General features: G+C 66.2%; 13 protein-coding genes. 7 read left to right on the top strand and 6 right to left on the bottom strand.

The window, feature by feature from the left end:
• Nucleotides 1-45: 45 nt before the first annotated feature.
• Nucleotides 46-1002: an HpcH/HpaI aldolase/citrate lyase family protein gene (locus tag ACWDTF_RS17725; RefSeq protein ID WP_240855163.1), complete on the top strand. Its 957-nt coding sequence runs from the start codon at nt 46-48 to the stop codon at nt 1000-1002.
• Nucleotides 1003-1012: 10 nt separating this feature from the next.
• Here the strand turns inward: ACWDTF_RS17725 and ACWDTF_RS17720 are convergent, their stop codons facing one another.
• Nucleotides 1013-1168, bottom strand: a complete 156-nt coding sequence (locus tag ACWDTF_RS17720; RefSeq protein WP_240855164.1) for a DUF6131 family protein — start codon at nt 1166-1168, stop codon at nt 1013-1015.
• Nucleotides 1169-1300: 132 nt separating this feature from the next.
• Here ACWDTF_RS17720 and ACWDTF_RS17715 point away from each other — a divergent pair, with 132 nt between their 5' ends.
• The gene (locus ACWDTF_RS17715; RefSeq protein WP_240855166.1) at nt 1301-2221 is read left to right on the top strand and encodes a LysR family transcriptional regulator ArgP; all 921 of its coding nucleotides are present in this window, start codon (nt 1301-1303) and stop codon (nt 2219-2221) included.
• Nucleotides 2222-2628: 407 nt separating this feature from the next.
• Here the strand turns inward: ACWDTF_RS17715 and ACWDTF_RS17710 are convergent, their stop codons facing one another.
• On the bottom strand, nt 2629-3612 hold the full coding sequence (locus ACWDTF_RS17710) for an MDR family oxidoreductase (RefSeq protein ID WP_240855169.1): 984 nt from the start codon (nt 3610-3612) through the stop codon (nt 2629-2631).
• Between the two features lie 70 nt (nt 3613-3682).
• On the opposite strand from ACWDTF_RS17710, the gene ACWDTF_RS17705 reads away from it, so the two are divergent.
• Entirely contained in the window at nt 3683-4126 is a 444-nt protein-coding gene (locus ACWDTF_RS17705; protein ID WP_240855171.1) for a nitroreductase family deazaflavin-dependent oxidoreductase, read from the top strand.
• 130 nt (nt 4127-4256) lie between these two features.
• Here ACWDTF_RS17705 and ACWDTF_RS17700 read toward each other — a convergent pair whose 3' ends face one another.
• The gene (locus ACWDTF_RS17700) at nt 4257-5081 is read right to left on the bottom strand and encodes an SHOCT domain-containing protein (protein ID WP_240855173.1); all 825 of its coding nucleotides are present in this window, start codon (nt 5079-5081) and stop codon (nt 4257-4259) included.
• Nucleotides 5082-5277: 196 nt separating this feature from the next.
• Between ACWDTF_RS17700 and ACWDTF_RS17695 the strand changes: the two genes are divergently transcribed.
• The gene (locus tag ACWDTF_RS17695; protein WP_449754772.1) at nt 5278-6093 is read left to right on the top strand and encodes a DUF1206 domain-containing protein; all 816 of its coding nucleotides are present in this window, start codon (nt 5278-5280) and stop codon (nt 6091-6093) included.
• A 2-nt stretch (nt 6094-6095) separates the two neighbouring features.
• Here the strand turns inward: ACWDTF_RS17695 and ACWDTF_RS17690 are convergent, their stop codons facing one another.
• A complete protein-coding gene (locus ACWDTF_RS17690; protein WP_449754771.1) occupies nt 6096-6560 on the bottom strand; it encodes a cupin domain-containing protein in 465 nt (154 codons plus the stop codon).
• 125 nt (nt 6561-6685) lie between these two features.
• Here ACWDTF_RS17690 and ACWDTF_RS17685 point away from each other — a divergent pair, with 125 nt between their 5' ends.
• From ACWDTF_RS17685 to ACWDTF_RS17675, 3 genes are read left to right on the top strand one after another with little or no spacing between them, the layout of a single operon-like run.
• A complete protein-coding gene (locus tag ACWDTF_RS17685; RefSeq protein WP_433256936.1) occupies nt 6686-8986 on the top strand; it encodes a glycerol-3-phosphate 1-O-acyltransferase in 2301 nt (766 codons plus the stop codon).
• Complete coding sequence (locus ACWDTF_RS17680) at nt 8983-10464, top strand: HAD-IB family hydrolase (RefSeq protein WP_240855178.1); 1482 nt, start codon at nt 8983-8985, stop codon at nt 10462-10464. The genes ACWDTF_RS17685 and ACWDTF_RS17680 overlap by 4 nt, the downstream gene beginning before the upstream one ends.
• Before the next feature lie 25 nt (nt 10465-10489).
• Complete coding sequence (locus ACWDTF_RS17675; protein ID WP_449754770.1) at nt 10490-11926, top strand: wax ester/triacylglycerol synthase domain-containing protein; 1437 nt, start codon at nt 10490-10492, stop codon at nt 11924-11926.
• A 55-nt stretch (nt 11927-11981) separates the two neighbouring features.
• Here the strand turns inward: ACWDTF_RS17675 and ACWDTF_RS17670 are convergent, their stop codons facing one another.
• Nucleotides 11982-12635 (bottom strand): hypothetical protein, encoded by a 654-nt coding sequence (locus tag ACWDTF_RS17670; RefSeq protein WP_449754769.1) that lies wholly within the window; start codon nt 12633-12635, stop codon nt 11982-11984.
• Between the two features lie 541 nt (nt 12636-13176).
• Nucleotides 13177-13629, bottom strand: a complete 453-nt coding sequence (locus tag ACWDTF_RS17665) for a YceI family protein (protein WP_449754768.1) — start codon at nt 13627-13629, stop codon at nt 13177-13179.

Here is a 13629-nt window from a genome sequence, read left to right as displayed (position 1 = left end):
TACGGTCCGAGGTGACCGTCGTGTCCAGACCTCGAGGAGAGACCTGTGAGCCGTACCCTGCGTCCGCGCCGGACCAACCTCGCCGTCCCGGCGTCGAGCACCAAGATGATCGACAAGGCACGGTCACTGGGTACCGATCAGCTGTTCCTCGACCTCGAGGACTCCTGCGCTCCGTCGATGAAGCCGGTCGCGCGCAAAAACATCGTCGCGGCGCTCGGCGACGGTGACTGGCAAGCACAGATCCGCGGGGTGCGGGTCAACGACTGGACCACGCCCTGGACCTATACCGACGTGATCGAGGTGGTCGGCGCCGTCGGGTCGGCGGTCGACGCGATCATCCTCCCCAAGGTGAATCACCCGAATCAGGTTGCCGCACTCGACATGCTGCTGACCCAGATCGAGAAGACCGAGGGATTCGACGTGGGCCGGATCGGCATCGAGGCGCAGATCGAGGATGCCGCAGGACTGATCAAGATCTACGAGATCGCCCAGGCCTCACCGCGACTCGAGAGCATCGTCTTCGGTCCGGGCGATTTCATGGCGAGCATCAACATGAAGTCGCTGGTGATCGGCGCGCAGCCACCTGGATACGAGATCGCCGACGCCTTCCACCACATCCACATGAGCATCCTGATGGCCTGCCGAGCCAACGACTTGCAGGCCATCGACGGCCCGTGGGCACAGATCCGCGATCTGGACGGCTTGCGGCGCAGCGCAACTCAGGTCTCGGCGCTCGGCTTCGACGGCAAGTGGGTGCTGCACCCCGACCAGATCGGCCCGACCAACGAGATCTTCACGCCCAGCCAGCAGGACTACGACCACGCCGAGAACATTCTCGACGCCTACGCCTTTCACACCTCGGCGGCCGGCGGTGGACGCGGCGCGGCCATGCTCGGCGACGAGATGATCGACGAGGCGTCCCGCAAGCTCGCGCTCGTCGTCGCAGCAAAGGGCCGGGCCGCCGGGCTCGACCGCGTCGAGAAGTGGGCTCCCGATCGGTAGTGATGGGCGATCAGTAGTAGTGCGCTCGCCCGCCCACCGCGCGTCCGGTGGCGCCGAGGATCGCCAGGATGATGCCGATGACCACCAGGACGATGCCGATGGTCCACAGGATCGGGATGCTGAAGATGAACCCGAGGATGAGACAGATGATTCCGAGGATGATCACGATCGAGCCCTCTCGTTCGGTGGAGATGGCACTCGACGCTGCTGCAAGTACAAGGCGACACTAACCACCTTCGTGCGCTTCGCGGTGGATTTCGGGGACTTCGGTGCCAAGGTGAGACGCTAAGCTCGCGCCGTGGACATCTCGATCGACGGCTTGCGCACCCTGCGCGCCGTTCTCGAGCACGGCACGTTCGAGGCCGCCGCGACCGAACTGCACGTGACCCCCTCCGCGGTCAGTCAGCGGATCAAGGCGATGGAGGTGGCCGTCGGGCGTGTCCTGGTGCAGCGCACCAAACCGGCGATCGCGACCGATGACGGCGAGGTGTTGATCCGTCTCGCGAAGCAATGGGAGTTGCTCACGGCCGAAGCGGGTGTCGAACTCATCGGAGACACCCCCGACAGCGAACGTCCCCGACCCATCCATATACCGATCGGCGGCAACTCGGACTCGCTGGCCACCTGGCTGCTACCCGCCCTGGCACGCATTCACCGTGAGCACCCCGTCGTGGTGGAGGTGCTGCGCGACGACGAATCCCGCAACAGCGAGTTCCTGCGCTCGGGAAAGGCGTTGGCCGCCATCACTTCCGATCCGATAGCGATCCGCGGATGTACCGTGATACCGCTCGGTGTGATGCGCTACGTGCCGGTCGCGACCCCGGAGTTCCTGCGCAAGTGGATGCCCGACGGTCCGACGTCGGACACGTTGTCGCGCGCGCCGATGGTGTCCTACGACCGCAACGACCACATCCAGCGCACCGTGTTGCGCGCCTACTCGTCACAGGCCTCCGAACCGCCGACGATCTACATCCCGGCGTCGGTCGAATACCACCGCGCGGTCGAGATGGGCATGGGATGGGGTGTGGTGCCGCACGCCCAGATCGCCGACGCCCTCGACGCCGGCCGCGTCGTCAGGTTCCTCGACCCCGACAACCCAGACCCCGACCACGACGTCCCGCTGTACTGGCAGTACTGGAAACTCAGCTCACCGCTGCTCGACGCGGTGACCGCCGGGATCGTCGCGGCAGCCCGAGCCGAGCTGCTACCGCTACAGTGACCTTGCTGCCGGCCTCGGAACCACCGTCTCGGCGCACGCGGACGCTTCCCGCTCCAGGGGTGCTGGCGACATATGCTCGTCGAGCCCGCGATGTCGATCGACACGTTCCGCGGAACGCGCCACACGCTCCCGGCACCCTCAGAGGAAGAAACTCGTCCCCTATCCCTGGAGTCCTCCCCGCGAATTTTCTCGCGGACGACTCAACAAGCAGGGGCAGAAAGTAGGGGAAGAACCTTCCCTACTTTCAGTGGCCCGGCGGCGCGCTGACGTGACCCGGTCGCCTGCCCTTCGGGGCCATCCCTCGGCCGGCGCCTCGGGCACCTCCGGGACCTGTGGGGGTGGTGGGGTGGTGGACGCTTACGCGCAGTTCAGAGCGTTTGTCACCCAACTCTTCGGATCAGCGGTGACTACACCTCTATGACGACTCGTCCGCGGATCTGACCGTCGAGGATCTTCGCCGCCAGCGCCGGAATCTCGTCGAATCCGGCGTTGACCGCAACGCGCTGTAGCTCGTCGACGGTGAGCGCCTCGTCGAGACGTGCCCAGGCCGCGCGTCGTAGTTCGATGGGGGCGTTGACGGAGTCGACACCGAGCAGAGCCACATTGCGCAGGATGAACGGCATGACGGTGGTGGCCAGGCCGGGTCCGCCGGCGAGGCCGCAGGCGGCGACCGCACCCGAGTAGCGGATCTGCGGCAGGATGTTGGCCAGCGTGACCCCGCCCACGCTGTCGACGGCGGCCGCCCACCGTTCCTTGGCGAGGGGTCGGGGCTCGCCGGTGAGGGTGTCGCGCTCGACGATCTCGGATGCGCCCAGTTCACGGAGGTAGTCGTGCTCGTCTGCCTTGCCCGTCGACGCGTGCACCTCGTAGCCGAGGCGCGACAGGATGGACACCGCGAAGCTGCCGACGCCGCCGGTCGCCCCGGTGACCAGCACCGGTCCTTGATCTGGTGAGACCCCCGCGGCCTCGAGCCGCAGCACGCACAGCATCGCCGTCAGACCGCCGGTTCCGACTGCCATCGATCCCCACAAACCGAGTTGGACAGGAACCGGGAGAACTGCTGCCGCATCCACCCGCTGGTACCCGGAATAGCCGCCGTCGCGCGTCTCCGACAGGCCGGCGCCGGTGAGGACCACCTGCTGGCCCGCCGTGAAGCCCGCGGCATCGTCCACGACATCACCCGCGAGGTCGATGCCACAGGTGAGCGGAAAGCTCCGGACCACACCAGGTTTGCCGAGGATGGCCAGACCGTCCTTGTAGTTCAGCGTCGAGTAGCGCACCTGTACGAGTAGGTCACCGTCGGCGAGATCATCGGCGCCGAGTGTGACGAGTTGGGCGGGTTCCTTGGCGGCGAGAGCCCGATATGCGGTGAAGGACGGGATCGTTGTCATCGTGCGCTCCTGAAACGTCGGTGTCGTGAAGGCGGTGATGGTCGGTCGGTATTCGTGGCAGGGTGCAGGTATGGCTTCAGTCGACAACCTCCACGGCGATGCACATGTCGAGCGGTACCTCGAAACCGACGGCGAGGACGGTTACCACTGGAACGGTACCCAAATCCTCATCCTCTTCACCAAGGGGCGAAAAACCGGGGCCGAGCGCAAACACGCACTCATCTTCCGACCGTGGGGTGAGGACGCGTTTCTGGTCGTCGCCTCCAAGGGCGGCACCGATGAGCCGCCCGCGTGGTTCCTCAATCTGGAGTCCAACCCCGACGCCGAGATCCAGGTCAAGGACGAGCGCATTCCGGTGCACTTCCGCGTCGCCACCGACGAAGAGAAGCCGGCCATGTGGGCCAAGATGACCGAGGTCTGGCCCGACTACGACGAGTACCAGAAGAAGACCGAGCGGGTGATCCCGATCGTGGTGCTCGAGCGCGCGTCGACACTCGAACGCGAATCCGGCTAGCCGACGCATCCAACGCGGCGCCCCTTCGGGCGCACCCTCCGAGCGCCTCAGCGAACTCGCGCGAAATAGGTGCGCAACCCGACCGCCGAAACGGCCGACGCCGCAACCACATACGGCACCACCGGGACGCTCACAACCGACCGAGCAGTTCGGCCTTCTTCTGAGCGAACTCGTCGTCGGACAGGATGCCGCGCTGATGCAGTCCGGCCAGCGACTCGATGGCCGCGACGATGGCGTCGGCGTCGGATCCACCCGATGGTGCCGGGGCGTCGAACTGCGGGGCCGGGGCGTACTGGGGTTCGGGCGCGTACTGGGGTTCCGGAGCGTATTGGGGTTCGGCCGCATGGCGTGGAGCCGGTGCCGCGACAGGAGTGTCGACGATGGCCTGCGTGCCGAGTTCGGTGAGGCTGGAAGTGTCGAAGGTGCCGAACTGGCTGGTGAAGCTCAACGTGCCCGACATCCCGCCCTGCTGTTGCTGGACGCCGCCGATCTGATGGTCGCCGGTATCGAAAACCCTTGTGACACCATTGAACTCGATGGCGAGTCGACGGGTGCCGGGGAAGATCGCGTACCGTGCGCCGTTCTGCGAGCCCGTCGAACTGGGCACGCCGAGGTCGCCGGGCCACCAGTTGTTGGCGGTGAATCCACCGAACCCGACGTTTGCGGCCGGAGTCGGCGGGAACACGGTGGTGGTGGCGAGCAGCTGCGACAACTCGTTGCAGAGACCATCGACGCGCGCCTTGAGCGCGTTGTCGAACATGTTGCCGACCATCGTCATGCCACCACGCATCCACTGCCCGGAACCACCGAGTTCGGGAATGGAGAATTGCGCCATCGTGCCGCCACCGTTGTTCACGGCGAACAGCATGGCCAGCACCGCGTCGCGGGACAGCCCGTAGCGCTGCGCGATGTCGGATACGGCCTGCTCGGCTTCGGGGGTGACCGTTGCCTCCATGGTGAGACTCTTTCGTCGGCGGGAGAACCTGAGGCCACCACTATACGAGCAGGCACCCAACCGCTCTCACCGACGCGGATCGCGTGGACTCACCTCGACTCGTGGTCGAATCCGGTGGTCGCGAGATATCTGCGCCCGATGGTGTTCCACTGGAGTCAGGTCAGTGGGGACAAGTGACGACGACAGGGGTGATTCAGTGTCCGAGATCGCCGAGAAGGCGGCCGAGCGCACATGGTTCGAGAACGCGGCCCGAGCAGGCCAGTTCGCCAGCGGATGCGTGCACATCCTGATCGCCTACATCATTCTCCGCCTCGCGTTCGGGGGTGGTGGCAACGCCGATCAGTCCGGGGCGCTGGGCATCTTCGCGGAATCCGCCGGCGGTCGAATCGCCCTGTGGCTGGCGGTGATCGTGTTCGCGGCGCTCGCGCTGTGGCGCATCGTCGAAGCCATCCTCGGGCCGCACCCCGGCGAGTCCCGACCCAGCAATTCCCACCGGGACGAGGACACTGGATGGACCGATCGCGCCAAAGCCCTGGGCCTGGCCGCGGTCTACATCGCCTTCGCCTATTCGGCCGCGCAGTTCGCGCTGGGCCACGGCCAATCCAGCGGGCAGCAGAATGCCGGGCTCAGTGCGCGGCTCATGGGTTCCACCGGCGGCAAGGCCCTGCTCGTGGTGGTGGGACTCGTGGTGATCGCCATCGGTGGCTACCACATCTACAAGGGTGCGACGCGTCGCTTCCTCGACGATCTCAAGCGTGGTGGCGACTCCCCGCTGATCGTGTGGTCCGGAGTGATCGGGTACGTCGCGAAGGGCGCAGCACTCACCGGTGCGGGCGTCCTCGTCATCGTCGCGGCCGTCCGTGCCGACCCGGCCAAGGCCACCGGGATCGACGGTGCCGTGAAGACACTCGCGGGTCTACCGGCCGGACAATTGTTGCTCGTGCTCGCGGCATTCGGCATCGCCGCATACGGCTTCTATTCGTTCGTGATGGCGCGCCACGCACGCATGTGACGTCAGCGTCCCTGCTTGTCGCAGCCGGGTGCGGGCGCATCCTCGAACAACGGCTTGCCCAGCGGGATCAGATACAGCACGTCGAGGACCACGGGCACCGACCCAAGGTTGCGTCCTACGTGCGTATTCGCCTGCCCCTTGGGCTCTTTGATGATGTCGCCGGTCCGATATACCACTGGCACACAATCCGCGCCGGGGTGGGTGAGGGTGCCCGATCGGACAAGTCCCACGAGGTTGCCGTCGTGGTAGTGCCAGCCGGTGGTCCCACCGGGCGCGATCGTGATCTCCCGCACCACGACGTGCACTCCGTCGGGCACAAAGGGCAGCAAGCCCGCCGGGATGTCGCCCTCGGCCAGGGTGACCGCGGTGACTCCTGACGAGGGGGTCGCGCTCGCGAGCGCCGGGACGCCGCACGCGATGACCACTGCCGCCGCGGGGGCGAACACCAACCGTGCGAGTGAGTTCATGGCGGAACCATACTGCGCTCACCCAGGCGTTCTCCCCGTTTTCACTCTCAGCGCATCGCGCAGAGTCACAATGAGCGTGCCGAGGGCAGGTCGGGGACTGGTGCAACCGATGAGATGTGAGGGTGATGCGCGTGAGCGATCCGGTGATGGTGTTGGCGGAGACGCGCACGGGATGCGAGATGAGTGCGGTGACGGAGTGGGCCCAGTCCGCCTATCCGGGTGCGCCGATCCGCCGGCCCGATGAGGTTGCATTCGACGAGCTGCCCGACCACACACTCGTCGTTCCGGTCCGACCGGTCTGGCTGCCCGCGGTCCGCCGCGGCGAGCGGCGAGTGACGCTCGGCGACGTCCTGGTGCTGTCCAATCCGCGACGCCCGGTCGGCTTCGCGCAGCCGCTGATCCGCAGTCGCCGGCCCGACGCGCTGCGCGTCGTGGCGGGTGAGCCTGCGTCGATCGACGATCTGCGACGCCGCCACGAACGGGACGTCGCACAGGATGTGCCGTTCGCGAAATTCGTCGCGCTGCAAGCCTCCCTGTCCGCCGAACGCGCGGAACGCCAGATCGTCGGTGACCGGTACAAGGTGCCGCGATTGGTGGCCGAGCAGATCAGCAGTTCGGCACGGTTCCGGACCGGCGCCGCCAAACTCGCCGCCGAACTCGGCAGGCCCGCCGACGTGGTGGTCAACGACGCCACCGACAAGCTGACGGGTTTTGTGGCCACTCAGAGTCGGCTGATGAGCGACGTGTTCTCGGCGACCTTCCGCAGGCTGCACGACCGGGCCTGGAACGTGTCCGTCGACCTCGACACGCTCAATTCGCTACGCACACTGAACAAGTCGACCAGCCTCGTCTTCTTGCCGTCGCACCGCTCCTACGTGGACCCGCTGGTGCTCGCCACGGTCCTGCGCGGCCACGACTTCCCGCCGAATCTCGTGCTCGGCGGTATCAACTTGTCCTTCTGGCCCGTCGGACCCATCGCCCAGCGCGCCGGCATCATCTTCATCCGCCGCAAGTTCGGTTCCGACCCGGTCTACAAATTCGCGATGCGCGCATACCTGGCATTCATCGTGGAGAAGCGCTTCAACCTCGAGTGGTACATCGAGGGTGGTCGCAGTCGCACCGGAAAGCTGCGCAAGCCGATGCTGGGCCTGCTCAACTACGTGGTCGAGGCGGTGAAACAACTCGACGAAGCCGACGTCACGATCGTGCCCACTTCCATCGTCTACGACCAACTCCACGAGATCGGGGCCATGGCCGCCGAGGACGCCGGCGGCACCAAGCGGCCGGAGGGCATCGGCTGGCTGCTGCGCTACGCCAAGGCGCAGCGCGGATATCTGGGCGAGGCGAGAATTCGGTTCGGTGAACCCCTTTCCCTGCGTGCCGCGCTTGCCGACGCCGGTACCGGACCGTCCCAACTGGACAAGGTCGCGTTCCGAGTGATGGACGAGATCAACACCGCTACACCGATTTCAGCGACTTCGCTGGCCGGCTTTGCCCTGTTGGGCGCCAGCGACCGCGCCTACACCGAACCCGAGATCGAGCGGATTCTCGAGCCACTGCTGGACTACATTCGCCGGCGCGACCTCCCCGGCCCCGACCCCGCGCAGTGCAGGGGCGCCGGGCTGACCCGGACATTGCGTGTCCTTGGCGACGCGGGCGTGGTGACGTGCTTCGACGGTGGGTCCGAGCCCGTCTGGTCGATCGCGGCCAACAATCACGCGATCGCTGCCTACTACCGCAACGGCGCGCTGCATCACTTCGTCGACCGCGCGATCGTCGAGGTGGCCATGCTCGCGGTGGCCGAGGGGGCGGTCGAGGTGACACCGGGCGACGTCGCCATCGCCGAAGACGAGTTCGGGGTCGCCGACGAGGCTCTGCTGGCCGCAGCACAGCGGGAGGCGCTCCGTATCCGCGACTTGCTCAAGTTCGAGTTCTTCTTCCCGCCGAAGGACGAGTTCTTGCACCGTCTCGGTGCTGAGCTCGACCTCATTGCCGTCGAGTGGCGGGATGCGAAGCCAAGCCGGGAATGGACCTACGACGTCCTGCACAGTCACACCGGAGGCCTGCTGGCCCGACGCACGCTGCAGCCGTTCTTCGACGCGCAGCTCGTGGTCGCCACTCGCCTCGTGGAGTTGGGCACCACGTCACGAGACAAGGACGCCATCCTCGCCGACTGCCTCGGGCTCGGACGCCAGCTCTCGCTGCAAGGCGTTGTGCGGAGCAAGGATTCGGTGTCCAAGGATCTCTACGACGCCGCCTACCAGCTTGCCGACAACCGCGGCCTCATCGAGGGCACGGAAGGTGCCGACCTCACCGCGGCCCGCGAGGCATGGCTCGACGAGGTGGAGGTCATGCGCGGGCGGCTGTCGCGTATCGCTTCGATCGAGGAGTTGCAGGCCGACGTCCTCACCGGGGTGACGCAATGAGTGCACTCACCGATCGGCTACGCCAGATCCGGTCCGCACCAACCGGAAAGAAGGTCGCGGCGTTCTTTGACTACGACGGAACCCTCATCGAGGGCTTCTCGGCGACGGCCATCGTCGGGGCACGGGTGCGCAGTCTCGAGTTCGGCCTCGGGGAACTCGCGGACTTCCTGCTCATCGGATTGCGGGGCGTCGAATCCGAACAGGACTACGCCGAGGTTCTCGAGGCGACCAAACCCACGTTCGCCGGCAAGACGTATGCGGAGTTGCAGGACCTCGGCAACCGCCTCTTCAAGCACGAGACGGCGGCCAAGCTGCGCCCGCAGATGTGGCAGATCCTGCGCGCCCATCGCGAGATGGGCCACATGATCGTGATCGCGTCGTCGGCAACGCGATTCCAGATCGAACCCATCGCACGCGAGATCGAGGCCGACCACGCGTTGGCCACCGAGGTCGAGGTGATCGACGGGGTGGTCACCGGACGAGTCCTCGGCCGGCCGCTGTGGGGTCCGGGCAAGGCGGCCGCCGTCCGGACGCTGGCCCGCGACCACGAGATCGACCTCGATGCCTCCTTCGCCTACAGCGACGGCAACGAGGACATCCCCTACCTCGAGGCCGTCGGCAATCCGGCGGCCGTGTCTCCGATGCGCACTCTGCGTGCCGAGGCGCAGGCGCGGGGGTGGCCGATCATCGACATCACCAACCCCACCTACAATCGCATCGGCATGCTGGCCCGCACCAGCGCGTTCTATGGCTCGTTTCTCGCTTCTGCCGCAATAGGTTTCACGGCCGGACTGGTTCGGCGCGATCCCAATGCCCTCATCGCGACCCTGCCGACCGGCAACGACGTCGGCCTGTCCCTCGCGGGCGTCCACGTGCAGGTCCTCGACGGTGGCGAGCACCTCATCTCCGACCGGCCCTGCGTGTTCCTCTTCAACCATCAGTCCAAACTCGACATGCCGGTGATGATCAACCTGGTGCGGTCCGATGCGACCGGCGTCGCCAAGAAGGAGGTCCAGCGTGTACCTGTGCTGGGCCAGATCCTCGATCAGGCCGGCCTGGTCTTCATCGACCGTGCCGACGCCGGAAAGGCCATCGAGCAACTCGCCCCCGCGGTGAAAGCCCTGCGCGAGGACGGGAAGTCGCTCGTGGTGGCACCCGAGGGTACCCGGTCGTCGACGCCGCGCATCGGCCCGTTCAAGAAGGGACCGTTCCACATCGCGATGCAGGCCGGCGTGCCGCTGGTACCGGTGGTCCTGCGCAACACGGGTGAATTGATGTGGCGCGGTTCCCAATTGATCAGGCCCGGTACGGTGGAGGTGATGGTGCTGCCGCCGGTGGACACCACCGGGTGGCGGGCCGAGGACATCGGTAAACATGCCGAGGAAGTGCGGCAGATGTATGTGACCACGTTGGCCGACTGGCCGCTGCAATCGTTCGACGACGGCTCTGATGAACCGACGCAGGAGGTTCGGGTGTGACTGTACCGACGCAGGAGGTTCGGGGATGACCGAGAACGCCGACCGCCCACTCGACTGGGCCAACGAGCCGCACATGAGTCCCGTCGACACCATCATGTGGCGCGGCGACACCGACCGTCGGATGCGCGGCACCATCAGCATGCTCGAGATCTACGATTGCACACCCGATTGGGATCGGCTGATCGCGGCCCACGAATGGGGCTCTCGCATGGCTCCCCGGTTCCGGCAGCGCGTCGTCGACTCCCCGATCGGAGCCGGAACCCCCAGTTGGGCGGTCGATCCCGACTTCGACCTGCACTACCACGTACGTCGCATCCGACTCGGCGGCGACGGCAGCATGCGCGAACTGTTGTCCACGTGTGAGCAACTGGCGATGACAGCCCTCGACGCCGCGCGACCCCCGTGGGAGGGCACGCTGATCGAGGGACTCCCCGACGGCAAGGCCGCCTACTTCCTCAAGGCCCACCACGCACTTACCGACGGTCTCGGCGCCATTCTCGGCCTGGCCCAACTACATTCACCGACGCGGGAACACAATCCCGGGAAACCGCAGCCGCCGAGCCCCGATCCCGTTCACATCTCCGCGGTGGACGTCATCACGCGACAGCTCGACGAGGAGATGCGCCGCATCCCGCACCGCATCGATATGACCATCAAAGGCATCCGGTCCCTCGCCAGCCCCCGGCAGGCGCTGAGTACTGCCCTGCGCTACGGGCGTTCAGTACCCCGGGTCGCCGGGCTCGTCAGTCCCCCCGGCTCCCCACTCCTGGCGAATCGCAGTATCTCCTGGCGTTTCAGCGCTTTCGAGGTTCCGTTCGCCGACCTGAAGGCGGCCGCGACCGCGACCCGCGCGTCGATCAACGACGTCTACCTCGCCGGGCTGCTCGGTGGCTTCCGGATCTACCACGAGAAGATGGGTACCGCGATCGAGGCGATGCCGGTGGCGATCCCGATCTCGGTTCGCCGTCCCGAAGATCCTGCGGGTGGCAACCGCATTGCGGTCGGTCGCCTGGCCGGCCCGGTCGGCATCGCCGATCCCTTCGAGCGGGTGCTCACGGTGCGCGAACAGGTGCGCGCTGCCCGGCACGAGCCGGCGGTGGACCTGTTCAACACCCTGGGTGCGGTCATGGCCTGGTTACCGGGTTCGGTGCTGATGCAGTTCAGCGGGACGACCAGTCAGAACGACCTGCAGGCCAGCAATGTGCCGGGAATCCCCTGGGAGACATACGTTGCCGGGGCCAAGGTCGAGCGGATGTTCCCGTTTGGACCGCTGCCGGGATGCGCTGTCATGGCGACGATGATCACGCACAACGGAATCGCCTGCATCGGGCTGAACTCCGATGGTGCGGCGGTCACCGACATCGACCTGTTCGCCGATTGCCTCGTCGCGGGATTCGACGAGGTGCTCGCATTGGCCGCGGACCACGACGTACAACCGGGGTCATTGCAGCGACTGCAGTGAAAGGCGGTCGGCCCGTCCGAAGACGGGCCGACCGGTGAGAGGTAACGCTATGGTGTTACTTGCTCTTCTTCGGCTCGCGAAGAAGCTGGATGAACGGTCCGGCGTTGGCGATGACCGCGCCGATGCCACCGATCGCGGTGCCGGCGAGCGATGCGCCCGCGCCCAGGAGCAGCGCGCCACCGATGCACCCGGCGAGCGGGCCGGCACCGAACAGCATGACAGCAGGAGCCGACACGACGCCGGCCGCGATCGCACCGAGCAGGCAGCCGCCAACCAAACCGGTTGCAGCACCTAGGAATCCACCGATCGCAGCAGTGAGTGTGATGTTGTCCTTGACGCCGGACACCGCGGCACCCAGGTCGGCCTGGTGGGTGAACGGCTGGAAGCGAGCCAGGGCCGGGCTCATGTTCACCGCGAGCTTGGCGGTCGTGCCGGACACCTGTGCGTTGACAGGGTGAGCGTAGTTGCTGACAGCGACGGTCAGCGGCACGGCACTGACCACAGCACCCTTGGCGTCGCGCAGGAGCAGTTTGCCGTTGTCGGTGCTGAGGGTTCCGTTGTTGGTGGACACGAGAACGCTGCTGCCGCTGCGCATCACGTTCCAGTGCGTCGTGGTGTGGGCCGTCTGCGGTGCCGCCTGGGCGCCGAACGCGATCCCCATCGATGCGATCAGCATCGTGGCGATGGCGATAATTCTGTTGAGCTTCATGTATGCCTGTCCCCTCGGGTCCCAGATTCTCCTGGGACTGAATGTTTTTCGCGCTCAACGTAGGGAGGGAACCGGTTGGTTGGGTCAACGACCGGGGCTGCACCGGTGCACACCAGATGAACAGCGCGTCGCAATGCGACATACGCGGCACGATCCCTCCGCTCCAGCACAGCGCGTTGCCTGCCGTGTCCGGACTATTCAATATCTGTTGCGCAAGAAGGAGTCAGCTTGCCCCCGTCGGCGATCGTGGAGGCGGGAAGAGCGGGTCCGTCCGAAAAATAGGGGAACAAACTCGTCCCCTACCCTTGGTGTCGTCCCCGCCAATTTTCTGAGGGACGACTCCGAACCTCGGGGAAGAAACTTCCTCCCCTAGATTCAGTGGGACGCCACGCCGACGATCCTGGAGGCGGGAAGAACGTGGCCACCCATGCGGCTGAGAGCTTCCGCGCGCCGGCACCGCGACAACCGGTGTTGAGCCTGGGGAGGGATGCGTCAGCCTTCATGGCCGCGGACGTGGATTCTCGGTGAATCGTCGCGGGGCCTACTTTTCGGCGACGATCTCGATCTCCACCCGCACCTCGTCGGCAACCTTCAGCGCGCCCATCATGAGCGAGTAGGGCTTGATACCGAAGTCCTTCTGGTTGACCGTGCTTTCGGCGTTCAGGACCCGCGCATCGCCGTCGTCGGCGACGCGGACATCGAGATCATGCGGGCGCCCACGCCCGTGGATGCTCAGCGTTCCGTGGGCGCGAAAGCCGTCCGGCGTCGCTTCGAACGAATCAGCCTGGTAGCGGATCTCCGGAAACTTGTCGTGCTGAAGCGATTTCAACGCGTTGCCACGAGCCACCAGCTTTTCCGCCCCGGTCAGCGGCGTCAGCCCGCCTTCCCCCGAACGCACCTTGAGCGAGTCGACGACGATGGACGCCTGGGCGCTGACCGGCAGGCCATCGCGCGTTGTCGCCGATCCCGACCACTCGGCCATCTCGATCGTCAA

This window comes from Gordonia sp. NPDC003422, from assembly GCF_053588675.1.
The sequence above is the reverse complement of the archived record's forward strand: the minus strand, read 5'-3'. Positions and strand labels throughout refer to the sequence as shown.